This window comes from Flavobacterium sp. N502540 (assembly GCF_025947365.1).
In the GTDB taxonomy this organism is placed as follows: domain Bacteria; phylum Bacteroidota; class Bacteroidia; order Flavobacteriales; family Flavobacteriaceae; genus Flavobacterium.
This window is the reverse complement of sequence record NZ_CP110012.1, coordinates 2,251,568-2,274,638: the sequence shown is the minus strand read 5'-3', so window position 1 is coordinate 2,274,638 and position 23,071 is coordinate 2,251,568. Positions and strand designations below refer to the sequence as shown.

The 23,071-nt window shown below is 37.0% G+C and carries 19 protein-coding genes; 11 read left to right on the top strand and 8 right to left on the bottom strand.

Features of this window, described 5'->3' with window-relative positions; all coding sequences use genetic code 11:
* Positions 1–111 precede the first annotated feature (111 nt).
* The 3 genes from pdhA (at position 112) to OLM58_RS09955 (ending at position 4,799) form a co-directional block, all read left to right on the top strand.
* Complete coding sequence (pdhA, locus tag OLM58_RS09965) at positions 112–1,110, top strand: pyruvate dehydrogenase (acetyl-transferring) E1 component subunit alpha (RefSeq protein ID WP_017497233.1); 999 nt, start codon at positions 112–114, stop codon at positions 1,108–1,110.
* Between the two features lie 4 nt (positions 1,111–1,114).
* On the top strand, positions 1,115–2,764 hold the full coding sequence (locus tag OLM58_RS09960) for a pyruvate dehydrogenase complex dihydrolipoamide acetyltransferase (RefSeq protein ID WP_264532158.1): 1,650 nt from the start codon (positions 1,115–1,117) through the stop codon (positions 2,762–2,764).
* A gap of 187 nt (positions 2,765–2,951) precedes the next feature.
* On the top strand, positions 2,952–4,799 hold the full coding sequence (locus OLM58_RS09955) for a hydrolase/aminopeptidase (RefSeq protein ID WP_264532157.1): 1,848 nt from the start codon (positions 2,952–2,954) through the stop codon (positions 4,797–4,799).
* Between the two features lie 85 nt (positions 4,800–4,884).
* Here the strand turns inward: OLM58_RS09955 and OLM58_RS09950 are convergent, their stop codons facing one another.
* Entirely contained in the window at positions 4,885–6,126 is a 1,242-nt protein-coding gene (locus OLM58_RS09950) for a glycosyltransferase (protein WP_264532156.1), read from the bottom strand.
* A gap of 115 nt (positions 6,127–6,241) precedes the next feature.
* On the opposite strand from OLM58_RS09950, the gene OLM58_RS09945 reads away from it, so the two are divergent.
* The 4 genes from OLM58_RS09945 (at position 6,242) to OLM58_RS09930 (ending at position 12,282) form a co-directional block, all read left to right on the top strand.
* Entirely contained in the window at positions 6,242–6,823 is a 582-nt protein-coding gene (locus OLM58_RS09945; protein ID WP_017497237.1) for a tRNA-(ms[2]io[6]A)-hydroxylase, read from the top strand.
* 52 nt (positions 6,824–6,875) lie between these two features.
* Entirely contained in the window at positions 6,876–9,632 is a 2,757-nt protein-coding gene (locus OLM58_RS09940; RefSeq protein ID WP_264532155.1) for an AsmA-like C-terminal region-containing protein, read from the top strand.
* Between the two features lie 85 nt (positions 9,633–9,717).
* The gene (locus OLM58_RS09935; protein ID WP_264532154.1) at positions 9,718–10,530 is read left to right on the top strand and encodes a helix-turn-helix domain-containing protein; all 813 of its coding nucleotides are present in this window, start codon (positions 9,718–9,720) and stop codon (positions 10,528–10,530) included.
* A 75-nt stretch (positions 10,531–10,605) separates the two neighbouring features.
* Positions 10,606–12,282 carry a serine hydrolase domain-containing protein gene (locus tag OLM58_RS09930; protein WP_264532153.1) on the top strand — a complete coding sequence of 559 codons (1,677 nt, stop codon included), beginning with the start codon at positions 10,606–10,608 and terminating at the stop codon, positions 12,280–12,282.
* Between the two features lie 267 nt (positions 12,283–12,549).
* On the opposite strand, the gene rpmA is transcribed toward OLM58_RS09930, so the two are convergent.
* Positions 12,550–12,810: a 50S ribosomal protein L27 gene (rpmA, locus tag OLM58_RS09925; RefSeq protein ID WP_017497241.1), complete on the bottom strand. Its 261-nt coding sequence runs from the start codon at positions 12,808–12,810 to the stop codon at positions 12,550–12,552.
* Between the two features lie 24 nt (positions 12,811–12,834).
* On the bottom strand, positions 12,835–13,269 hold the full coding sequence (rplU, locus tag OLM58_RS09920; protein ID WP_070905843.1) for a 50S ribosomal protein L21: 435 nt from the start codon (positions 13,267–13,269) through the stop codon (positions 12,835–12,837).
* Positions 13,270–13,541: 272 nt separating this feature from the next.
* On the opposite strand from rplU, the gene OLM58_RS09915 reads away from it, so the two are divergent.
* Complete coding sequence (locus OLM58_RS09915; protein WP_017497243.1) at positions 13,542–14,864, top strand: M16 family metallopeptidase; 1,323 nt, start codon at positions 13,542–13,544, stop codon at positions 14,862–14,864.
* A gap of 11 nt (positions 14,865–14,875) precedes the next feature.
* The gene (locus OLM58_RS09910) at positions 14,876–16,924 is read left to right on the top strand and encodes a M16 family metallopeptidase (RefSeq protein WP_264532152.1); all 2,049 of its coding nucleotides are present in this window, start codon (positions 14,876–14,878) and stop codon (positions 16,922–16,924) included.
* Between the two features lie 468 nt (positions 16,925–17,392).
* On the opposite strand, the gene OLM58_RS09905 is transcribed toward OLM58_RS09910, so the two are convergent.
* Entirely contained in the window at positions 17,393–18,259 is an 867-nt protein-coding gene (locus OLM58_RS09905) for a DMT family transporter (protein ID WP_017497246.1), read from the bottom strand.
* A gap of 103 nt (positions 18,260–18,362) precedes the next feature.
* Here OLM58_RS09905 and OLM58_RS09900 point away from each other — a divergent pair, with 103 nt between their 5' ends.
* Together OLM58_RS09900 and OLM58_RS09895 are read left to right on the top strand one after the other, a co-directional pair.
* Positions 18,363–18,740, top strand: a complete 378-nt coding sequence (locus tag OLM58_RS09900) for a heavy-metal-associated domain-containing protein (protein WP_017497247.1) — start codon at positions 18,363–18,365, stop codon at positions 18,738–18,740.
* 114 nt (positions 18,741–18,854) lie between these two features.
* Complete coding sequence (locus OLM58_RS09895; RefSeq protein WP_264532151.1) at positions 18,855–19,316, top strand: VOC family protein; 462 nt, start codon at positions 18,855–18,857, stop codon at positions 19,314–19,316.
* 290 nt (positions 19,317–19,606) lie between these two features.
* Here OLM58_RS09895 and gldD read toward each other — a convergent pair whose 3' ends face one another.
* From gldD to mutY, 4 genes are read right to left on the bottom strand one after another with little or no spacing between them, the layout of a single operon-like run.
* Entirely contained in the window at positions 19,607–20,167 is a 561-nt protein-coding gene (gldD, locus tag OLM58_RS09890) for a gliding motility lipoprotein GldD (RefSeq protein ID WP_264532150.1), read from the bottom strand.
* A 2-nt stretch (positions 20,168–20,169) separates the two neighbouring features.
* Entirely contained in the window at positions 20,170–21,465 is a 1,296-nt protein-coding gene (locus tag OLM58_RS09885; protein WP_264532149.1) for a gliding motility-associated protein GldE, read from the bottom strand.
* Positions 21,466–21,488: 23 nt separating this feature from the next.
* Positions 21,489–21,929 (bottom strand): single-stranded DNA-binding protein, encoded by a 441-nt coding sequence (locus tag OLM58_RS09880; RefSeq protein ID WP_017497251.1) that lies wholly within the window; start codon positions 21,927–21,929, stop codon positions 21,489–21,491.
* Between the two features lie 37 nt (positions 21,930–21,966).
* On the bottom strand, positions 21,967–23,013 hold the full coding sequence (gene mutY, locus OLM58_RS09875; protein ID WP_264532148.1) for an A/G-specific adenine glycosylase: 1,047 nt from the start codon (positions 23,011–23,013) through the stop codon (positions 21,967–21,969).
* Positions 23,014–23,071 lie beyond the last annotated feature (58 nt).

Here is a 23,071-nt window from a genome sequence, read left to right as displayed (position 1 = left end):
TCTTATTTTTGCATCCCGACCTTTCGGGCGCAAATTTGTGGGAGGAAACTATTTTGCGTTACAGGCAACAATTGATAACACAAATAAACTTTAGCAAAAGAAAGAATTCAGATGAAAGAAGTTACAAAAGAGGTATATTTAAAGTGGTACGAAGACATGCTACTTTGGAGGAAGTTTGAAGATAAACTTGCAGCATTATACATTCAACAAAAAGTTAGAGGTTTTCTACACCTATATAATGGTCAGGAAGCTGTATTAGCAGGAGCTTTGCACGCTATGGACCTGACCAAAGACAAAATGATTACTGCTTACAGAAACCACGTACAGCCAATTGGTATGGGAGTTGATCCTAGAAACGTAATGGCAGAACTTTTAGGAAAAGCAACCGGTACCTCTAAAGGTATGGGAGGTTCTATGCACATTTTCTCTAAAGAACACCGTTTTTACGGAGGACACGGAATCGTAGGTGGACAAATTCCGGTAGGAGCTGGTTTAGCTTTTGCTGATAAATATTTCAACACTGGTGGAGTTACTATGACCTATTTTGGTGATGGAGCTGCGAGACAAGGTTCTTTACACGAAGCTTTCAACATGGCAATGTTATGGAAATTACCGGTTGTATTTATCGTTGAAAACAACGGTTATGCGATGGGAACTTCTGTTGAAAGAACGGCAAACCACACCGACATCTGGAAACTTGGATTAGGATACGAAATGCCTTGTGGACCTGTTGACGGAATGAACCCGGTAAAAGTTGCTGAAGCAATGACAGAAGCAATCGACAGAGCACGTCGTGGTGACGGACCAACTTTCCTTGAAATGAAAACGTACCGTTACAGAGGACACTCTATGTCTGACGCACAATTGTACCGCTCTAAAGAAGAGGTAGAAGAATACAAAAAAATTGACCCTATTACTCAGGTTTTAGATGTAATTATGGATCAAAAATACGCTACAGAAGAAGAAATTGAAGTAATCGACCAAAGAGTAAAAGACCTGGTTGAAGAATGTGTGAAATTCGCTGAAGAATCTCCATATCCTGAATTACAACAATTGTATGATGTAGTATACGCACAAGAAGACTATCCATTCACACCTCATAAACTATAAATCAATGGCAACAATTATTACAATGCCTCGTTTGAGCGATACTATGACGGAAGGAACGGTAGCGACTTGGCTTAAAAAAGTAGGCGACAAAATTAGCGAAGGAGATATCTTAGCTGAGATTGAAACAGACAAAGCAACAATGGAATTTGAGTCTTTCAACGAAGGAACTCTTTTACATATCGGAATACCAGCGGGAGAAACTGCTCCTGTTGACTCTTTATTAGCAATCATTGGAAACGAAGGAGAAGACATTTCTGCTCTTTTAGCCGGTGGTGCTGCCCCTGCTGCAGAAGCGCCAAAAGCGGAAGCTGCCCCTGCTGCGGAAACAAAAACAGAAACTGCTGCTCCTGCAAAAGCAGCCACTGAATTACCAAAAGGTGTTGTAGTGGTTACTATGCCACGTTTGAGCGACACGATGACTGAAGGAACAGTAGCTACCTGGTTGAAAAAAGTAGGTGATACTGTTGCTGAAGGAGATATCTTAGCAGAAATTGAAACAGACAAAGCTACTATGGAGTTTGAGTCTTTCAATGCCGGTACCTTATTATATATTGGAATTCAGGAAGGAAATACAGCTCCTGTTGATAGTTTATTAGCTATCATCGGACCTGCCGGAACTGATGTTTCGGGAATTTCTGCAAACTATACTGCCGGAGGTGCTGTAAGCGCTCCTGCAACTGAAGAAACTAAAGCTGCTCCTGCTGCTGAAAAAGCAACAGAAACAGTAGCCGAAACTTCAAACGGAGGAAGAATTCTAGCTTCGCCATTAGCGAAGAAAATCGCTTCTGATAAAGGAATTTCATTAAATCAGGTTAAAGGTTCAGGAGAAAACGGACGTATCGTGAAAAGCGATATCGAGAACTTTACTCCTGCTGCACAAACACCTGCTGCGGTTGCTGCAACTACAACTTCTGCTGCTAAACCACAAGAAGCTGCACCTGCTGCACCAAAAGTATTTGTTCCTGCCGGAGAAGTTTTCACAGAAGAGATTAAAAACTCTCAAATGCGTAAAATTATCGCAAAACGTTTGGCAGAATCTTTATTTACAGCACCTCACTACAACTTAGTGATTGAAGTAAGCATGGACGAAGCTATGGGCGCAAGAGCAACAATCAATACAGTTCCGGATACAAAAGTATCTTTTAACGATATGGTAATTAAAGCTTGTGCTTTAGCCTTGAAAAAACATCCAAAAATCAACTCTCAGTGGAAAGAAGATGCAATCATCATCAACCACCACGTAAACATTGGTGTTGCTGTAGCGGTTGAAGACGGATTAGTAGTTCCTGTATTGAAATTTACAGACGCTATGAGTTTATCTCAAATTGGTGCAAGCGTAAGAGATCTTGCCGGAAGAGCGAAAAACAAAAAACTGGGTCCACAGGAAATGGAAGGAAGCACCTTTACCGTTTCTAACCTTGGAATGTTTGGTATTACTGAATTCAATTCAATCATCAACCAACCAAACTCTGCAATCCTTTCTGTAGGAGCAATTGTAGAAAAACCGGTAGTAAAAAATGGTCAGATTGTAGTTGGAAACACCATGATGCTTTCATTAGCATGTGACCACAGAACAATCGACGGTGCAACCGGAGCTCAGTTTTTACAAACATTAAAACAATACATCGAAAGCCCGGTGACCATGTTAGCATAATTTCTATGCCATGTTCGTCTGAGCGAAGTTATATAAAATGACTAAGCAAAGCCGAATGTCTATCTGAGCGAAGTCGAATGTCCGTCTGAGCGAAGTCGAAGACCCCCTATAATAAAATCCCGTCCCGAAGTTTTTCGGGACGGGATTTTTTGTTTAATTTTCATCCTCAAATCCAAAACATATAAAAATGAAAAAAATAACTCTTGTAGCTTTATTCTTAGCAGCTCTCGCCTGCCAGAAGAAAGAACAAACTGAAAAAAAAACAGCTGTCATTGACGAACACAGCTATTCTAAACCTGAACTCGCCGTCGTTAAACACCTCGATCTTGACATTAAAGTCGATTTCAACACCCAAACCATCACCGGAAAAGCTTCCTGGCAAATTGACAACATCAGTAAAGGAAACGAAATTATCTTCGACGAAAACACCCTTAACATTACTAAAGTAACCTTAGGAGACGAAGAAAAAGAAACGAAATTCAAACTTGGCACCGACGTAGAATTTCACGGAAAACCACTTCACATTACCATCGAACCCAACACTACTAAAGTTAACATTTACTACAGCACTACTAAAAACGCTGTGGCGCTACAATGGCTAACTCCGGAGCAAACGGCAGACAAAAAGAAACCATTTCTTTTCTCTCAGGGCGAAAGTGTTTGGTCCCGTACCTGGATCCCATGTCAGGACTCACCGAGCGTTCGTTTTACGTACAATGCAAAAGTTACGGTTCCTAAAGATTTAATAGCCTTAATGAGCGCTGTTAATCCGCAAAAGAAAAATGACACCGGAGTTTACACCTTCAAACAAGACAAAGCAATTCCTTCTTATCTAATGGCTATCGCTGTTGGAGATCTTGAATTTCAATCTATCGACAAAAGAACCGGAGTTTACGCAGAACCTTCTTTGCTAAAAAAAGCAGCGTGGGAATTTGCCGAATTAGGCAACATGGTTGGTGCTGCCGAAAAACTATACGGACCATACCGTTGGGGACGTTACGACGTACTGGTTTTACCTCCAAGCTTTCCTTATGGCGGAATGGAAAACCCAAACTTAACTTTCCTTACTCCGGGCGTTATTGCCGGAGACCGCTCTCTAACAAGTCTTTTAGCACATGAATTAGGACACAGCTGGAGCGGAAATTTAGTAACTAATGCCACCTGGGATGATATTTGGTTAAACGAAGGATTTACGACTTACGTAGAACACAGAATTGGAGAAGCCATCTTTGGAAAGAAAGAATTTGAAATGCAAAACGTTATCACAAACAAAGAATTAGTCGATAATGTAGCTGAATACGGAGACACCAATCCGGACACAAGATTAAAAGTTAGTCTTACCGGAAGAAATCCTGATGATGGAATCAGTCAAATACCATACGTAAAAGGGTATGCATTTTTAAGAGTTATCGAGAATGCTGTTGGTCGTGAAAAATTCGATCCATTTATTAAAAATTATTTCGACTCACATGCTTTCCAATCGATCACAACGGAAGACTTCGTAAAATACATTAAAGAAAATCTTATTAAAGACGACAAAGCGCTGGCAGATAAAATAAAACTAGACGAATGGATTTACAAACCGGGAATTCCGTCAAACATCCTTCCGGTAAGTTCTCCTGATTTTGATGCGATTGATAAAATCCAAAAAACATGGAGAGAGACAGGCGTAACAGGCCTAAGTAAAAAAATTACAACAACTGCCGAAAAACAGCATTTTATAGATCATCTTCCAACTGATATTACAGTAAAAGAGATGGAAGCTATTGACAAAGAATTCAACTTTACAAAAGGTGGTAATTTCATTATCAAACGTCAGTGGTTTGTTCAGGCCATTGAACATCAATACAAAACAGCCAATCCTGCTATTGAGCAATTTCTAATTGGAATAAGCCGAACCGGATCTGTAATGATGTTATACAAAGAAATGGTTAAAACTCCTGAAGGAAAAGTGTGGGCTAAACAGATTTTCGAAAAAGCAAAATCAGGTTACCATGCGACAACTATTCAGGCTGTTGAAGGCATTTTGAAATAGTATTCAGTATTCAGTTTGCAGTCGCAGTTTTCAGTTCTCAGTCTCAGTTTACAGTAACTGGGACTGAAAACTGCCAACTGAATACTTACTTATTCTTCGCTTCAATCCACTTTGACATGTACATCGTACTTTTATAAGCATGATGCTGCAATAAACTACCCATAAAATTATGCAGACGATGACTTGTAGAATCCATTAGCAATGAATTTACCACAGACATGAATCCATCCGAATACCTGTCTTTCAAGTAACACTCGTTGATAATTGCAATTCCCTTTTTCTGAGCTTCCTTCCAAAGATTCTCATCCTGATAAAGTTTAATCGCTTTTATAGCAAATTCAGCTGCATCATCTTCTATAAAACCATTCCAGGGCAAATTAGCATGCATCGCTTCAGAACCAATTGCAGTGGTCACACTTGGAGTTCCGCATTGCATAGCTTCTAACAATTTCCCTTTTAAACCTGCTCCAAAACGAATTGGCGCCAGTACAACTCTCGCATTTTTGACGATTTCGACAGCATCCACTGCCCTTCCCATGATATAAAATCCATTCTTAGGCTGATGGATCTGCAATACCTTTTGTGACGGATAAGCGCCGTAAATTTCCAAAACAGCTGTAGGAAAATCTTTTTTGATCAAAGGCCAAATTACTTCTCTTAAATACTGAACCGTATTCCAATTGGGCTCATGAAAGAAATTCCCAATAAAAACAAACTTATTCCTTTCTTCAAATGATGGTAGTTTCAAAAGATCATCTTCAGACATCGAATCTGTCAAAAAAGGAAGATACAAAAGCAAATCGGCACTGATTCTGAACTTGTCTTTTAGAACATCCATTTCAAACGTCGAAATAATCAAAGACAAATCACATCTTAAAATACTCGCAATTTCTCGTTTTGCTACTTCTTCAGAAAAAAGATCTGCCACTTCAAACTTTCGATTTTCTTTAAAAGCTTTTTGTCTGGCAGCGCGTAAACAATGCAAATCTTCGGTATCGAGAATCCGAATCGCTTCAGGACAGTTTTCTGACACTCGCCATCCAAACTGTTCCTCAATCATAAAACGATCAAAAAGAACAACTTGTGGATTTAGTTCCTTTACAAAATCATCAAAACTGGCCGAATTGAGCTCAATGCTTTTTTTCGCTACTCCATACTCAGACAAATCAACCATAAAATCGCTGTCTAATGCCGCACTAACGAATGTGATGTCAAATTCATTCTGTTTAAAAATAGAAATTAACTGCATCATTCTTCCTCCGGCAGCAGACGAATTTGGCTCGGGCCAAACGGAACCGATAATTAAAAGTTTTTTCACTTGATTCATTTACATTCCATTCAAGCTACAAAATAATGCTTTTTTGAGCGTATTCACATCGTATTTCCTGTTTTTTGGTCATAAAAATGAGTAATTTTGCAGAATACAAATTTCGGAATCAATTATGTTAGGATTAAAATTAGCCACAGACCCACGCTGGGTAAATATAGTAGAATCAAATATCGAAGAGATTTTGACGGATCATGCGTGGTGCGAGCAAAAAGCAGCTTCAAATGCCATCAGCTTAGTGACTTACAATTCTGAACTGGAAGAATTGGTTACCGAAATGCTTGTAATCGCCAGAGAAGAGCTCGAGCACTTACAAATGGTGCATGATATTATCAAAAAAAGAGGCTTAACCTTAGGGCGTGAACGAAAAGATCACTATGTAAATGAGCTTTTTAAATTTATGAAAAAAGACGGAAGCCGCAGAGACGCTCTTTGCGACCGCCTGTTGTTTTCGGCTATGATAGAAGCCAGAAGCTGTGAGCGTTTTAAAGTACTTTCTGAAAACATAAAAGACGAAGAACTGGCTAAATTCTATCGTGACTTAATGATTTCAGAAGCCGGTCATTATACCACATTTTTAGGTTTTGCACGAAAATATACCGACAATATCGATATTGATAAACGCTGGAAAGAATGGATTGAATTTGAAGGTTCAATTATTACCAACTACGGAAAAAGTGAAACCGTACACGGATAATATTCTTTTAAACTCGATTTTCATTTTTTACCTATAAATACCACAACTTGTTATGTCTACAAATAAAATAAAGACCATTTTACTAAAAACGGCCAAATACCTTGGGATTACCTTTGTTGTCATTATAGGACTACTATTCCTTACTCCCATTATTTTTGAAGATCAAATCAAGGAACAAATTAAAAAAACCGCTAACGAAAAGCTGAGTGCAGAATTGAATTATTCTGATGTTTCGGTTTCGTTTTTTCAACATTTCCCCTCGCTTACTTTAACCTTAAGCGATTTACACCTTAACGGATCAGCTCCTTATACAAAAGAAAAATTCATCACTGCAAAAGAAGTTTCTTTTGGTATCAATGTAGCCAGTCTGGTTTTCAGCAAAGAGGTAAAAATCGATCAGATTTATTTGTCAGATTCCTTTATCAATGTAAAAGTAAATGAAGAAGGAGAAGCCAATTACAATATTTACAAGTCGAATTCTCAGACTGAAACTCCTAAAGACAGTACTGAAACCGCTTTAAAACTGGAACGAATTGAAATCTTAAACAGTAAAATTGTTTACGATGACAAATCAACCAAAATCCATTTTGATGCGTTCGGATTTGATTATTTAGGAAAAGGAGATTTGAACAAAGCCGTTTTCGATTTGTATTCGAAAGCAAAAATTGAAAAATTGAATATTGTTTATGAAAATGAACCTTATTTAATGAATAAAAAAGTGAACGCTGATCTGATTACAAAAGTCAACGTCAACTCCCTGTCTTTTTATTTCCAACAGAATAACCTTAAAATAAATGATCTTGTGGTCGACTTTATAGGGAAATTCGACTTCCTGAAAGACGGCTATAATATGGATTTTGTGATCAAATCAGACAACAGTGATTTACACGATGTTTTTACCGCCTTCCCTCCAAAATACATTACCTGGCTGTCGAAAACAGAATTAAAAGGGAATACCAACCTGCTTTTAACTTTAAAAGGAGACTATATTGCCGCACAGAACATTGCACCGGATCTTAATCTGGATGTAAAAATAGACAGCGGATTTGTCAATTATAACAAAAGTGCTTTTCCGGTTTCCAATTTAAATTTAGAAATCAAAACAAAAGTTCCGTCTTTAAATCCGGATCTGCTAATTGTTGATGCCAAAAATCTGTCTTTAAACATCAAGCAGGACTATCTGAAATCAAAATTCTACGTCAAAGGCATAAACACTCCGGATATTAATGCTGATTTTAAGGCCAAAATTGATCTTGGAAAATTAATGCAGGCACTTGGAATTCCGAATATCGTTTTAAAAGGAAATCTGGCAGGAGACGTAAAAGCTAATGGGAAATTTGACTTAAAAAACAAACTTCTTCCCGTTACCAACGGAACTATTGACTTGGTAAACGGTTACCTAAAAACACCTTATTACCCAAATCCGATCACAGACATCACCATCAAATCTAAGATTGAGAACCCTAAAGGGACTTTTGGTGATTTAAAAATAAACCTAAAACCTGCTCAGTTTACTTTTGAAGGAAAACCTGTTTTTGTAGAAGCCGATCTTAGCAATTTTAATGATTTGGCTTACAACATCAAAGCCAAAGGAGAACTGGACGTGAACAAAATCTACAAAGTTTTCTCTCAGCAAGGACTTGACCTGGACGGTTTCGTAAAAGCCGATTTGGTTTTAAAAGGAAAACAAAGCGATGCCGAGAAAGGAAATTATCGTAAGCTGTACAACAAAGGAACACTTGAACTTAGAAATATTGGAATAACTTCTGAATATCTTCCGAAGAAATTCATCATCAAAGAAGGTATTTTCAAAATCAATCAGGATAAAATGTCCTTCAATAACTTTTTGGCAGCCTACGGTCAATCTGACTTCAGGTTAAATGGTTACCTGCAGAACGTTTTCAATTATGCTACTACCAATACCGGTGTTTTAAAAGGCTCATTTAAATCGACTTCACGATATATCAATGTGGACGAATTTATGTCGAGTACTACAACAAATACTGCTGCTACAGCAACCACAACAGAGACCAAGCCTCAGGCTCAGCCAGCTCAAACCGGTGTAATTATTATTCCGGCCAATTTGAATCTGCAGTTTACAGCCAACGCTCAAAAAGTAAATTTTGACAAATTGAATCTTTTAAATGCTGTTGGAAATCTAAGCATGAACAAAGGCAAACTGAACATGCAGAATACCGGTTTCAATCTAATTGGCTGCGATGTTAGCATGAATGCTAATTATCAGGCAATAACTCCTAAAAAAGCCAATTTTGACTATGCGATTAAAGCCTCTGACTTTGACATCAAAAAAGCCTACAACGAAATTGAAGTTTTTAGAAAAATGGCAAGCGCTGCCGAAAAAGCACAAGGAATTGTTTCTTTAGACTACCAATTAAAAGGCCGTTTAAACAGTAAAATGGAACCGGTTTATCCATCGCTTGCAGGCGGAGGAACACTTTCGATAAAAGATGTAAAAGTTCGCGGATTGAAAATGTTTAGCGCAGTAAGCAAACAAACCAATACAGAGTCGATCAAAAATCCGGATCTGTCGAAGGTGGACATTAAAACTACCATCAAAAACAACATCATGACGGTAGAACGCTTTAAGTTTAAGTTTGCAGGCTTCCGTCCAAGAATCGAAGGTACCACAAGTCTGGACGGAAAACTAAACCTGAAAATGCGTCTGGGTCTTCCGCCGTTAGGAATTTTTGGAATTCCGTTAACCATTACCGGAACTCAGGATAATCCAAAAATAAAAGTGGGAAGAAAATCTCAAAATTTAGAAGAAACAAAAGATACTGAAGAATAAAACCAGAAAACCTGTTCATAATGAGCAGGTTTTTTTGTTTTAAATCAAATTATATTTATAGTTTTGAACAGCAACCAACGCACTCATGAAACAATCTAAAAAAGGAGAGTTTTACGGCCAGACCAACAAAACGATTTCTCTTGAAGGAATAACGTTGACTGATACCGTATATACACACCCTACAGTAGACTGGCATTATCATGAGCATGCTTATTTTACCTTTATCCTGCAGGGCAATGTAATTGAAGGGAATAAAAAAGAGATTTACAATTGCGCTCCTGGAAGCCTCTTGTTTCATAACTGGCAAGAACCTCACTACAACATTAAACCGGAAGGCTTTACCAGAGGTTTTCATCTTGAAATTGAAAAAAAATGGTTTGACGACCTCACCTTAAACAGCAACAACCTCCAAGGAAGCACAACTGTCTTAAACCCCGACATCAAACTTTTGATGTATAAAATTTTCAGAGCGACTAAAATTGATGATTTTCATTTTGACCTTTCTACACAAACCCTGTTAATTGAAATCTTATCAAAACTAAATGGTGATTTTGAATCCATCAAACATAAAAATCCGAAATGGGTCACAATGATTGATGAAATCCTTCACGATCAGCTTACCGAAACCATTACACTTGATTATTTATCTAAAATATTAGGCATTCACCCTATTCACCTTTCAAGAGATTTTTCAAAGTATTTTCATTGCAACCTGGGAGAGTACATGCGAAAATTAAAAGTAGAAAAAGCACTCTCACTCATTGCCCTTCAAAGCAAGTCCTTAACCGAAATCGCGTACGAATGTGGCTTCTCTGACCAAAGTCACCTGACCCGATCCTTTAGAGAAATTAACGGTCTGAATCCTTCCGAACACAAAAAAATACTGTTCCAAAAATGAGTCAGATGTTAATCCTGTACAATTTTTAGAATTTATTGCAGACTAACTTTGCCTTTCAATCTTATAATCAATCAAATGACAAAACACTTTCTTTTACTTGCCCTGCTATTTTGCAACGGCATAGTTTCGGCACAAAACAATAATCTGTTCAAACCCGATGAGATTACAACCGAACTGCATAAAAACAACATTGGTAAAGTTACTTTTATGAAGGGCAACATTCCTCTGGAGCAGTATAAAGAATCTGATATTCTGAAATCTTTTGAGCTAACCTACAAATCTGATCTGAACATCAGAGTTTTTATGAACAACTCCGTCATCAACTACCTGCACCAATTAAATCCTGAATTATCCGCAGATCAACTTTTAACAACCGGAAACCTTCAGTTTGCCTTTTACATCGATAATAAACTCCTCTACACCGAAAACCTTAACTACGGATGCAGTTTTGGATCAGCAGGCAGTAAAAACACTTCGACAACCTTTAGAGTCCCTTTAACCAGTACTAAAAAAGAAGACTGGTGGTCTATTTATTTATGGGAAAGATTCAAACTTAATGGCGGAGAAAAAGCCCTAACCAACGGCAAGCACAAACTAAAAATAGAAATTCGCCCTTACCTTAAATCCGATAAAAATAATGAGATTAAAACTGGCGATTTAATTGCAAAGGGAGAAGTTCAGCTTATCCTAAAAGCTCCAAAGCTAACCGCCAAACAAATCGAAGTTCAGCCTATCCAACCTAACAGTGACTGGGAAGTTTCGAATTTTACTTTTGACAAGAAGAAAATTGAAAAACTCAATGCTGCTATTGCCAGCTACAATTTGAAGGAAATCACAAGTATCGTTGTCGTCTACGATAAAAAACTACTGCTTGAAGAATATTTTAATGAATCTAACAGAAACACATTGCACGACACCCGATCGGCAGGAAAATCTTTTGCATCAACCTTAGTCGGAATTGCCATAAACGACGGCTATCTTAAAAACGAAAATCAGACATTAGACCAATTCTATGATTTAAAGAGTTTTGCAAATTACGATTCCAAAAAAGACAATGTAAAAATAAAAGATTTACTCACCATGAGTGCTGCTTTTGAAGGATCCGATCAAAATAGTGATTCTCCCGGGAACGAAGAAAACATGTATCCTAGCGATAATTGGGTAAAATTCACTTTAGACTTACCTATGGACAAATCCAAAACCAATGGCGGTCAATGGGATTATTTTACAGCCGGAGTTGTTTTATTAGGCGATATAATCCATAAATCCGTTCCGGACGGATTAGAAAAATATGCCGATGAAAAACTTTTTAAGCCTTTAAACATTACTCATTACCAATGGCAATATACTCCTCAAAAAGTAGCGAATACCGCCGGAAGCCTTCAAATGACTTCTCTGGATTACGCAAAATATGCACAGTTGTATCAAAATAACGGTCTCTGGAAGGACAAACAAATCTTAACTGCCGATTGGGTTCAAAAAACCCTTACGCACCAAATTCAAATTCCGGAAAGACAAAATGAATTCTATGGTTACTTATTTTGGAACAAAACTTTCACTTTTAAAAATACTCCTTACGAAACCTATTATTGCGCTGGTAATGGAGGAAATGAGTTTATGATTTTCAAAAATCTTCCGCTTGTAGTAATCATTACCTCAAAAGCATACAACAAACCTTATGGGCACGCACAAGCTAATACCATTGTACAAGATTATATTTTACCCGCAATACTATCAAATAAACAAAAGTAGTTGCTCTAAAAAACAGATCCGAGTCCGACTGAGCAAGGGCTTCGACTTCGCTCAGCCGGACATCGTGATGTCAATTATAAATCTTAGACTTAAATCTAAAACTCAAAACCTGAAACCTGAAACTTGGAACTTGGAACTCAAAACCTGAAACTTGAAACTTGAAACTTGGAACTTGGAACCTGAAACCTGAAACTTAACCTTTCATCATCCCACAAAAAAACCCGTTCACCAAAGATGAACGGGTTTTTGTAATAAGTAATCTAATGATTATGCTTCGAATGGAAGGATAGATACATAAGATTTGTTATCTTTTTTCTTTTGGAACTTAACAACTCCTGCTACTCTTGCGTGTAGTGTGTGATCTTTACTGATGTAAACATTTTCACCTGGATTGTGTTTTGAACCTCTTTGTCTAACGATGATGTTCCCAGCAATAGCAGCTTGACCACCAAAAATCTTAACGCCTAGACGTTTTGATTCTGATTCTCTACCATTCTTCGAACTACCGACACCTTTCTTGTGAGCCATGACGTATGAGTTTAAATATTGTTATTATTCTTTAGTAGCTTCTTTTTTTGCTTTTGGAGCTGCTTTTTTTGCTTTTGGAGCTTCTGCTTCAGCAGATACTTCTTCAGCTACAACCGCTTTTTTAGCTGCTGCTTTTTTAGTTCCACCAGCTGCAGTAATACCTTCAATTACAATTTGAGTAAGATATTGTCTGTGACCATTTCTCTTTTTGTATCCTTTTCTTCTTTTCTTTTTGAAAACGATAACTTTGTCTCCTTTTAAGTGTTGTAACACTTTAGCTTCTACTGAAGCACCTTCTATAGCTGGGGCGCCTAAAGTTACATTTCCATTATCGTCTAATAAAAGAACTTTGTCAAAAGAAACTTTTGAACCTTCTTCGTTAGCCAAACGGTGAACATAAACCTTTAAGTCTTTGCTTACTTTAAATTGTTGCCCTGCTATCTCTACGATTGCATACATACCAAATTGATTTATTGATTTTTAAGGTTGCAAATATACAACTAATAATTTACTGTGCAATCCCTTACTTCAAAAATATTTATTTCGGCTTTACGTCTGTTTTTCAAGACATTTCTGCACCCCAAAAAAGCTATTTAGAAGTAAAATACTGTTAAAACTTAATCATTTTCCCCTCGTATTCCTAAATGCTGGCTAAAAAAAACTATTTTTGGTGTAACGATAATCAACTCTTGACTACCTATTTATTAGGTAATATAAATTTATTAATCTTTATGAAAAATTCAATCATTATGTTAAGTGCGGCACTAATGCTCGGCGGAGTGGCTCATGCTCAAAAGGTAGCTTTTGAAGAATACAATTTAGACAACGGTATGCACGTCATTTTACACAATGATCCTTCTGCTCCGGTTGTGATTACCTCGGTTATGTACCATGTAGGATCAAAAGACGAACGTCCGGACCGAACAGGTTTTGCACATTTCTTTGAACATTTATTATTTGAAGGAACTAAAAATATTAAACGTGGTGAATGGATGAAGATCGTTACTGCTAATGGAGGTGTAAACAACGCCAACACTACTGACGACAGAACCTATTACTATGAAGTTTTACCTTCAAACAACTTAGAACTTGGCTTATGGATGGAATCGGAAAGATTAATGCATCCGATTATCAATAAAATTGGAGTTGACACTCAAAACGAAGTGGTTAAGGAAGAAAAAAGACTGCGTTATGACAATCAGCCATATGGAAACATCTTGCCGGTTGTAAAAGAGAACATGTTCAAAAAACACCCGTACCGCTGGACCACTATTGGTTCCATGAAGGATCTGGATGCCGCAACTCTTGAAGAATTTCAGGCTTTTAATAAAAAATTCTACACCCCAAACAATGCTGTTTTAGTGGTGGCAGGTGATTTTGACAAAGCAAAAACGAAAGAATGGATTCAGAAATATTTTGCTCCAATTCCAAAAGGAGAAGAATTAAAAAAACAAACTTACGTAGAAGAACCAATCAATCAGACCATAAAAGCCACTTACGAAGATCCGAACATTCAGATTCCAATGGTAGTTGCTTCGTACAGAACACCATCGATGAAAACCAGAGATGCGAGAGTTCTGGATTTGATTTCTTCTTACTTAAGTGATGGAAAAAGCTCTAAACTGTACAAAAAAATTGTAGACGACAAGAAAATGGCGCTTCAGATTGGAGCAGTAGGATTTAGTCAGGAAGATTACGGAATGTACATTTTATACGGCTTGCCAATGGCTCCTAATACAACAGCCGACATCTTAAAAGAAATGGACGAAGAAATTGTAAAAATTCAAACGGACTTAATTTCTGAAAAAGATTATCAAAAATTACAAAACAAATTCGATAATAATTTTGTGAATGCCAATTCAACAGTAGAAGGAATAGCTGAAAATCTGGCTTCTTTCTATCTGCTTTACGGAGATGTTAATTTGATAAATACTGAGATCGACCTTTATCACTCTATCACCAGAGAAGAGATCAGAGAAGTAGCAAAAAAATACCTAAACCCTAACCAGCGTTTAATTTTAGACTATATCCCTTCAACTAAAGCTCAAAACTAAGTCATCGAATCATGAAAAAAATACATACATTTTTAATACTTTTATTCCTAACTGGAATTATGCAAGCACAAGACCGTCCACAACCAAAACCAGGCAATTCTCCTGTAGTCAACATCAAAAAGCCACAAACTTTTGTTTTGGCGAACGGGATGAAAGTTTTGGTGGTTGAAAATCATAAATTACCAAGAGTAAGTTTTACTCTAACCCTTGACAACGCTCCTTTTGCCGAAGGAAACAAAAAAGGGGTTGACGAATTAACTAGTGCCTTAATTGGTAACGGAACAAAAAAAATAACAAAAGAAGCTTTTAACGAAGAAATCGACTTTTACGGAGCAAATATTAATTTTTCTTCTTCAGGAGCTTCCGGAAGTTCACTTTCCAAATATTCAGGACGTGTTCTGGAGCTTTTAGCTGAAGGAGCTTTACAGCCCAATTTCACACAATCAGAATTTGATAAAGAAAAAGCAAAATTAATCGAAGGACTTAAAGCCGACGAAAAAAGTGTTCCGGCAATTGCCAGCAGAGTTGTTGACGTTTTGGCGTTTGGAAAAAACCACCCATTTGGAGAATATCTTTCAGAAGGAACAGTGAAAAATGTGACTCTTGCTGATGTTCAGTCTAATTATACTACCTATTTTGTTCCTGAAAATGCTTATTTGGTAATCATAGGTGATGTTAAATTTAAAGAAACGAAAGCGGCTGTAGAAAAACTTTTTAGCGGCTGGAAAAAACAAGCTACACCAAAAAACACCTATCCGGCTCCTGAAAATGCTGCTAAACTTCAAATTGATTTTGTTGACGTTCCAAATGCCGTTCAATCTGAAATTTCATTGGTGAATACGGTGAATTTGAGAATGAGCGATCCTGATTTCTTCCCTGCTGTGATTGCAAATCAAATTTTAGGTGGTGATTTCAACAGTTACCTGAACATGAATTTACGTGAAAAACACGGTTGGACGTATGGCGCAAGATCAAGTATCGACGGAGGGAAATATGTAACCAAATTTAAAGCATCTTCTGCCGTTAGAAACACGGTTACTGATAGTGCAGTGGTAGAATTCGTAAAAGAAATCAAAAGAATCAGAACTGAAAAAGTTTCTGAAGATATTTTAAAAAATGTAAAAGCGGGATATATTGGACGTTTTGTAATGCAGGTTGAAAAACCACAAACTGTTGCACGATATGCTTTAAACATTGAAACAGAAAAACTTCCGGCCGATTTCTACGAAAAATACATTCAAACAATCAACAGCGTTACTGCCGATGATATTTATCGTGTTGCCAACAAATATTTCATGCTGGACAATATGCGAATCGTAATTGCCGGAAAAGGATCTGATGTACTAACAGGTTTAGAAAAACTTCAAATTCCGATTTTCTATTTCGATAAATACGGAAATCCAGTTGAAAAACCAGTAACTAAAAAAGAAGTTCCAGCGGGAATTACTGCCAAAACTGTTTTCGAAAACTACCTTAAAGCAATTGGTGGAGAAAAAGTAGTTGCTACCGTAAAAACACTTTCGATGACAGGATCTACTACTATTCCTCAAGCTCCTTCCCCATTGACTTTTATTTCTAAATTAGATTCAAAAGGAAAAATGATGGTATCTCTTGCGATGGGACCAATGAATTTAATGAAACAGGTTGTAAATGATAAAGGCGCTTATATCGAGCAACAAGGGCAACGTAAAAACCTTGAAGGGAATGATCTTGCCGAAATGAAAGCCAGCGCTGCTCCATTTGAAGAACTTCAACTTGTAAAAAGAACCGATTTAAAAGTAGAAAGTATCGAACCAATAAACGGTAAAGATGCCTACGCTATCAAAGACGGTAAAACAACTTATTTCTATGACGTTGCATCAGGATTGAAACTTGCTGAATCAAAAGTTCGTGAACAAGGCGGAAAATCAGCAACGCAAATTACCAACTTCAACGATTATAAAGACGTAAAAGGAGTTAAAATCCCTTTCAATATCGTTCAGAATGTAGGTTTTGAGTTAGATATCAAAATGTCTGATATTAAGATTAACGAAGGAGTTTCTGAAGCAGATTTCTTGTAAGATGCTTAGAATATAAGGCACTAAGGTACTGAGGTACTAAGATTTTTTGAGGCTTAGTCAAAGTTTAAAACTTTGACTAAGCCTTTTCTTTTTTTGCTAAACACAGCGAAGTCAAAGCTTTGTCCGGCTGAGCGAAGTCGAAGCCCACTTAAATTGACACGCTCTTCGACTTCGCTCAGAGCGACAATCGTTTTCATTAGATTCTTGTTACGGAGTTACTTACAAAGATTTCTCCTCCGTCGAAATGACAACTTTGAGACAAGCCTTTGTCAGTCCGCACGAAGCCAAAGCTTTGTCAGACCAAACGGAGTCAAAGCTTTGTCAGATCAAACGAAGTCAAAGCTTTGTCCGGCTGAGCGAAGTCGAAGCCCCTTCCCAATTGACAGACCCTTCGATTTCGCTCAGGATAACATTTGCATAAAGTCAAATTACATTTAACCTCTTACAAACAACATTTCACAGCCAGGGTTACTTCTTAGCCGATAAATATACTCCAATCAAAATTATAAAAGCACCAAAAAACTGAATTGGTGTCAGCATTTCGTTATCCAAAAGTCCCCAGAAAAATGCCACAATCGGAATTAAATACGTTACCGAAGTTGCAAATACAGGTGATGAAATTTGGATTAATTTAAAAAACAAAACATTCGCGATTCCGGTTCCAAGAACCCCTAAAATCATGACAAACAAAATAGAATGTTGTGTAACTTCAAGGTTCATTCTTTGCGGAAAATCGGTCGTACTCAGAATGAGCAAAGCAGGAATAAGCAATACCGCAAAATTTCCGGTTGTGATGCTGAGCGAATTTAAATCGGATAAGTATTTTTTAATTAAGTTGACATTTATTGCATAACTAAGCGTTGCGATAACCACCAGAATCACATAATAGTAATTTTGTCCCGGATGCGAAGATGCTCCGCTTAAAACCAGCAATAAACACCCCACCAAACCAATAAAAACGCCTAAAACTTGTCTTTTTTGAAATTGAATTCCGAAAATAAGTATCCCTAAAACCAATGTGTTTAAAGGGGTAAGCGAGTTCATAATGGCTACGATTGAACTGTCAACTTCAGTTTCGGCAATAGCAAAAAGAAAAGCCGGTATAAAAGTTCCGAAGAAAGACGTTATGGCGACAAATTTCCATTGACGGCGGGAGATTTTTTTTAAACTTCTGAATCCAACAATCAATAAAAACAAGGCTGCAAAAATAATCCGGAACGAACCTACCTGAACTGCTGTGAGTCCAACCAAACCTCTTTTGATGAGGATAAAAGAACTTCCCCAGATTAGTGAAAGCACCAATAAATAGGCCCACTTTAATTGTTTTGCATCCATAAAACGTATTTTAGTGCAAATTTGTAATAATTTTACGAATTGACCTCTTCCTTTTTACTAATTTTGCAAAGAACATTTTTTCGCAAATTAAAATCTTAAAAATATGAAATTTACAAGAATCATAGCTTCAATTGCTATTGCAGGTTTAGTACTGGTAAGCTGCAAAAAAGAAGAAGATAAAAACCTGGCTAACATAAAAAATATAGAATCAGCTCCAAAAGAACACAAAGCAATTGCTGCTGAAAATGTACAGACTTCAAGTTTTAAAATCGAAGGAATGACTTGTGCAATGGGATGTGCCAAAACAATCGAAAAAGAATTATCGAATCTTGACGGTGTAGAAAAAGCAACGGTTGATTTTGAGAAAAAAACAGCTACTGTTGTATTTGACAAAACGGTTCAAAACCAGGAAAATTTAACCAAGACAGTTCAGGCAACCGGAGACGGCAAAACCTATAAAGTTTTAGATATTAAATCGTAATTTGACGATTGTTCAGTTCTAAAAAGACTGACAAAAAAAATATTTAACAGTAGTAAACTCAGGCTTGCTACTGTTTTTTTTTTATGAATCATTTCAATACAGCCCTAAAAAACAATGGAACTTAAATTTAGCCACATAGACATTTTAGTTAACGATCTGCAATCAGCCTGCGACTATTACGCGAAGATCCTCGGAGCAGAGATCTCAAAAAAATTCACCTGGGAGAGAGATGAGTTACACGTTGTATATGCCGTTGTAAGAATTGGTCAGGAACGGTTTATGCTGGTACAGCCTTTTTCCGGAAATCTAAAAAATTTACTGGAGACAAAAGGCGAAGGAACAATTTATCGTCACTGCTATTCCACTCCCGATATCGAAGCCGCTTTTGATGAATTGATCAATTCAGGCGTACAGCCAGAGGATGAAAACGGAAATGCGCTGTCACGAGAAAGCCTTAACTCTCCAAGTGGCGTTAGAATTATATGGCTTCCGAAACGTTTTGGAGAATTCTCGATTGAGATCCTCGAAGAAGCAGGACTTCAACAGTTTATAAATGATGCTTTTTCAGCTTCCTGAGTTGTGGAAAATAAAATTTGAAATCAATATCGCATAAATCTGCTTTTGCCCCTTCAGGGCAATACTCCCAATTTATTTAGTTCATAGTGCGTTGCACTATGCTCGTTTTTCTTTTGGGCTTTCAGCCCGCTTCATCCGCAATTTTTATACCTGATCGTAAATTTTCTCAGTTCACAGGTTTACGGATTGATCCAAAATTCGATCTTTAAAAACCCAAAAAAGGTTTTCAAATAAAATGCCCCCAAATAGCGTCCAACTTTTTGAGGGCAGTATAAAATTGAGTGTATCTTTTATTTCCACTTTAACGTTTCCATTAGCCTTTGCATATCATTTCTGATGTAACTTGCGGCCGGCATAACCGAATCGAAATTAGGCTTCGCATAAAAATAAACCGATCCTGTAATAAAGTGTTTTGTACTGTCTGTAACGTAAAATTGTGAGTTTGTAGCGGCATTTCCGTCTACGCGGTAAAACATTCCGTAAACCTTTTTTTGAGGGTTTAAATAGGGCTGTTCTAAAATATCATCTGCCTTAATAACATGCTCGTAGGTTAACTTCTGAGCATCTTTGAGCAATTTCACTATATCTCCATGTACCGGTTTATAAGTAAGGTAAATCGTAGCTTTCATTTTTGGATAGGTAATTGCAAATCCGCAATTTTTCTCTCCTTTGATTACGGCCGCTTCATTCATTTCAAAAGTAAAAGGGCAATTGTTTTCAAAACCTACATATTTGGCTTCAGGATAGTCCAAACGAAGGAAACCGGCAGGTTTTGGCACTACATCATCTTTACAACTTAAAACAGTCAATGTCAGTAAAATTGTTGCTAGTGAAATGGTCTTTTTTAGCATTCTTAATCTATTGTTACTTTTATTTGTTTTATACGCTTCTTATCAACTGTTTCTATAGTAAAAACACAGTTTTCGAACGCTACTTTTTGATCTTTTTTAGGGAAATTCCCCAAAATCTCTAAAATGAATCCGGCCAATGTCTCGGCTTCACCTTTATGAGATTCAAAGATTTCTTCATTAACCTCTACGATTCTGTAAAAATCCTTGAGATTAATTTTTCCTTCAAAAAGAAAATTCTTTTCATCTATCTGAGAGAAATTCAGATTCTCGTCGTCAAACTCGTCACTGATATCCCCTACAATCTCCTCAATAACGTCTTCCAGAGAAACTAATCCTGACGTTCCGCCATATTCATCCACCACTATCGCTAAATGGCTTTTAAGGCTCTGAAAATCCTTCAGTAAATTATCCAGTTTCTTGTTCTCCGGAACAAAAAATGCTTTTCTGATTAAAGAGGTCCAGTCAAATTCTTCCTTATCAATATGCGGCAACAAATCCTTGACAAACAAAACGCCTTCTATCTGGTCTATATTGTCGCGATACACCGGAATTCTCGAAAAGCCTTTTTCTATTATTTTAGGACAAATCCCGGAAAAAGGTTCTGACATTTCTAAAGCAAAAATATCAATTCTCGGGCTCATTACCTGCTTGGTATCAGTATTACCAAAAGACACGATCCCTTCCAGTATTTTTTGCTCTTCTGTTGATGTACCTTCTGAATCTGTCAATTCCAAGGCTTGAGAAAGCTGATTTACAGAAAAACTATTCTTCTGCTTCCCTAATTTATGATGCAAATATAGCGTAACACTCCGCATCGGCAAACTGATTGGTGTGAGTAATTTATCTAATACTGCCAATGGATAGGCGGTACGTTTTGCAAATTTTACATTGTTACGGCTCGCATAAACTTTAGGGAGTACTTCCCCGAACAGCAAGATTAGCGAAGTAACCAAAACAATCTCGAGAATAAACTTAAGAGCCGGAGACTCTATGGCTCCAAAAATATTCCGGCCTGTAAAGGAAAACAGAATAACAGTCGCGATATTAAAAAGATTATTGGCAACTAATAAAGTCGCGAGAAGTTTCTTAGGCCTGTCTAAAAGTCTGGAGATAATTTTTCCTTTTGAATGATTCTCCTGCAAGGTATCGTCGATATCTTTTTGAGACAAAGAGAAAAGTGCCACTTCGGCACCTGAAACTATCGCTGATAAAAACAGCAAAATAAATATTCCGACAAAACCAATTATCAAATTGATGTCTACTGTCGTATTAAGAAACAAACTGGGCTCCGGGTCCAAATTAAAAAGAATTAGTTATACATTCAAAAAGGCAAATCATTTATAGGTAAGCCTTCATTTGCTGCGTCAAAGTTAGTGTTTTTTGGTGACTCACTGTCTTGATTAGGTTTATGATTTCCGGTTTCTTTTTTGGTATTCAAGAAAGTAAACTCAGTCACCTGAATTTCTGTGGTATATTTTGTAGTACCATCTTCGGCTTGCCATTGACGTGATTTTATACGTCCTTCAATAAATATCTTGTCTCCTTTCGACAAATATTTTTCGCAAATTTCGGCCGCTTTATTACGCACAACTAAATTGTGCCATTCGGTTGAAGTTATTTTTTCATTGGTCGTTTTATTGATATAAACTTCGTTTGTAGCCAATTGAAAACGCCCGATGCAGTTTCCTCCCTCAAAATAATGCATTTTTACATCGTCGCCTAAATGGCCGATTAACATCACTTTATTTAATGTTCCGTTCATAGTTTGTTAGTGGTATTTATCCCAAAGATACATTATTTTAGCAAATTATTTCCTGCTTTTCCAGAAAATTATGAATCACAATTGGAAAAGGAAAAACATTTAAATCACTGGATTTCAAGCCGTTTTCTATTAAACCCTCAATTTTAACCTTCCAGAACTGTATGTGCAGATGTTGGTGCGAAAGTTTATGAATAACAGTACTTTCTGCATAATCTTCTATACCTATAATTGTATACGATGAAAAAACAGTGTCTATGACTGCTTTCGAAACCACATCAAAGTCTACAATTTTATCCGTTTCCAAAAGCGGAAATTCATACAGATTGTGCCAGATTCCTTTTGCCGTTCTTTTTTGAAGTATGGTATTCCCTAAAGCGTCTTCTACAATGAGATAATTAAAGAAACGATTAGTTACCTTAACTTTCTTAGACTTAACCGGCAAAACGGCTACCTTTTTCTTTTGCAATGCCGCACAGCTATCATTAAAGTCACATATCGTACAATCAGGGCTTTTAGGCACGCATTGTAAAGCTCCGAACTCCATTATCGCCTGATTAAAAATAGCCGGGTTATCCTTTGGCATTAATTCATAAGCCAGTTCTGTAAACTCTTTTTTAGTTGCAGGCGAAGCAATATCAGATTCAATATCAAAATAACGAGAAAGCACTCTGAATACATTTCCATCAACTACAGGAACAGTCTCATTATAAGAAAAGGAGGCAATCGCTGCGGCTGTATATTCTCCAACACCCTTTAATTTTAAAAGTTCTTTATAGTTAGGAGGAAAAACACCGTTGAGCTCGTTGGCAACATATTGAGCTGTTTTATGCAAATTTCGGGCACGTGAATAATACCCTAACCCCTGCCAAAGTTTTAAAACCTGCTCTTCTGAAGCATTTGCCAAATCAAATACAGTAGGAAATTCCTTCGTAAAAGCAAAAAAGTAAGGTGTTCCTTGCGCAACTCGAGTCTGTTGCAACATAATTTCTGAGAGCCAAATATGGTATGGATTGGTCGTTTTACGCCATGGCAAATCACGTTTGTTTTGTAAATACCATTTTATCAACACGTTAGAAAAATTCATTGCAAAATACTTAGAATACAAAAGTAAATGTTTATGTAATTAAAATTTAACGATTTAG

Bases quoted from the DNA above. Each gene is read 5' to 3' on its own strand.
- pdhA (WP_017497233.1), top strand. From the start codon at position 112: ATGAAAGAAGTTACAAAAGAGGTATATTTAAAGTGGTACGAAGACATG.
- OLM58_RS09960 (WP_264532158.1), top strand. From the start codon at position 1,115: ATGGCAACAATTATTACAATGCCTCGTTTGAGCGATACTATGACGGAA.
- OLM58_RS09955 (WP_264532157.1), top strand. From the start codon at position 2,952: ATGAAAAAAATAACTCTTGTAGCTTTATTCTTAGCAGCTCTCGCCTGC.
- OLM58_RS09950 (WP_264532156.1), bottom strand. From the start codon at position 6,126: ATGAATCAAGTGAAAAAACTTTTAATTATCGGTTCCGTTTGGCCCGAG.
- OLM58_RS09945 (WP_017497237.1), top strand. From the start codon at position 6,242: ATGTTAGGATTAAAATTAGCCACAGACCCACGCTGGGTAAATATAGTA.
- OLM58_RS09940 (WP_264532155.1), top strand. From the start codon at position 6,876: ATGTCTACAAATAAAATAAAGACCATTTTACTAAAAACGGCCAAATAC.
- OLM58_RS09935 (WP_264532154.1), top strand. From the start codon at position 9,718: ATGAAACAATCTAAAAAAGGAGAGTTTTACGGCCAGACCAACAAAACG.
- OLM58_RS09930 (WP_264532153.1), top strand. From the start codon at position 10,606: ATGACAAAACACTTTCTTTTACTTGCCCTGCTATTTTGCAACGGCATA.
- rpmA (WP_017497241.1), bottom strand. From the start codon at position 12,810: ATGGCTCACAAGAAAGGTGTCGGTAGTTCGAAGAATGGTAGAGAATCA.
- rplU (WP_070905843.1), bottom strand. From the start codon at position 13,269: ATGTATGCAATCGTAGAGATAGCAGGGCAACAATTTAAAGTAAGCAAA.
- OLM58_RS09915 (WP_017497243.1), top strand. From the start codon at position 13,542: ATGAAAAATTCAATCATTATGTTAAGTGCGGCACTAATGCTCGGCGGA.
- OLM58_RS09910 (WP_264532152.1), top strand. From the start codon at position 14,876: ATGAAAAAAATACATACATTTTTAATACTTTTATTCCTAACTGGAATT.
- OLM58_RS09905 (WP_017497246.1), bottom strand. From the start codon at position 18,259: ATGGATGCAAAACAATTAAAGTGGGCCTATTTATTGGTGCTTTCACTA.
- OLM58_RS09900 (WP_017497247.1), top strand. From the start codon at position 18,363: ATGAAATTTACAAGAATCATAGCTTCAATTGCTATTGCAGGTTTAGTA.
- OLM58_RS09895 (WP_264532151.1), top strand. From the start codon at position 18,855: ATGGAACTTAAATTTAGCCACATAGACATTTTAGTTAACGATCTGCAA.
- gldD (WP_264532150.1), bottom strand. From the start codon at position 20,167: ATGCTAAAAAAGACCATTTCACTAGCAACAATTTTACTGACATTGACT.
- OLM58_RS09880 (WP_017497251.1), bottom strand. From the start codon at position 21,929: ATGAACGGAACATTAAATAAAGTGATGTTAATCGGCCATTTAGGCGAC.
- mutY (WP_264532148.1), bottom strand. From the start codon at position 23,013: ATGAATTTTTCTAACGTGTTGATAAAATGGTATTTACAAAACAAACGT.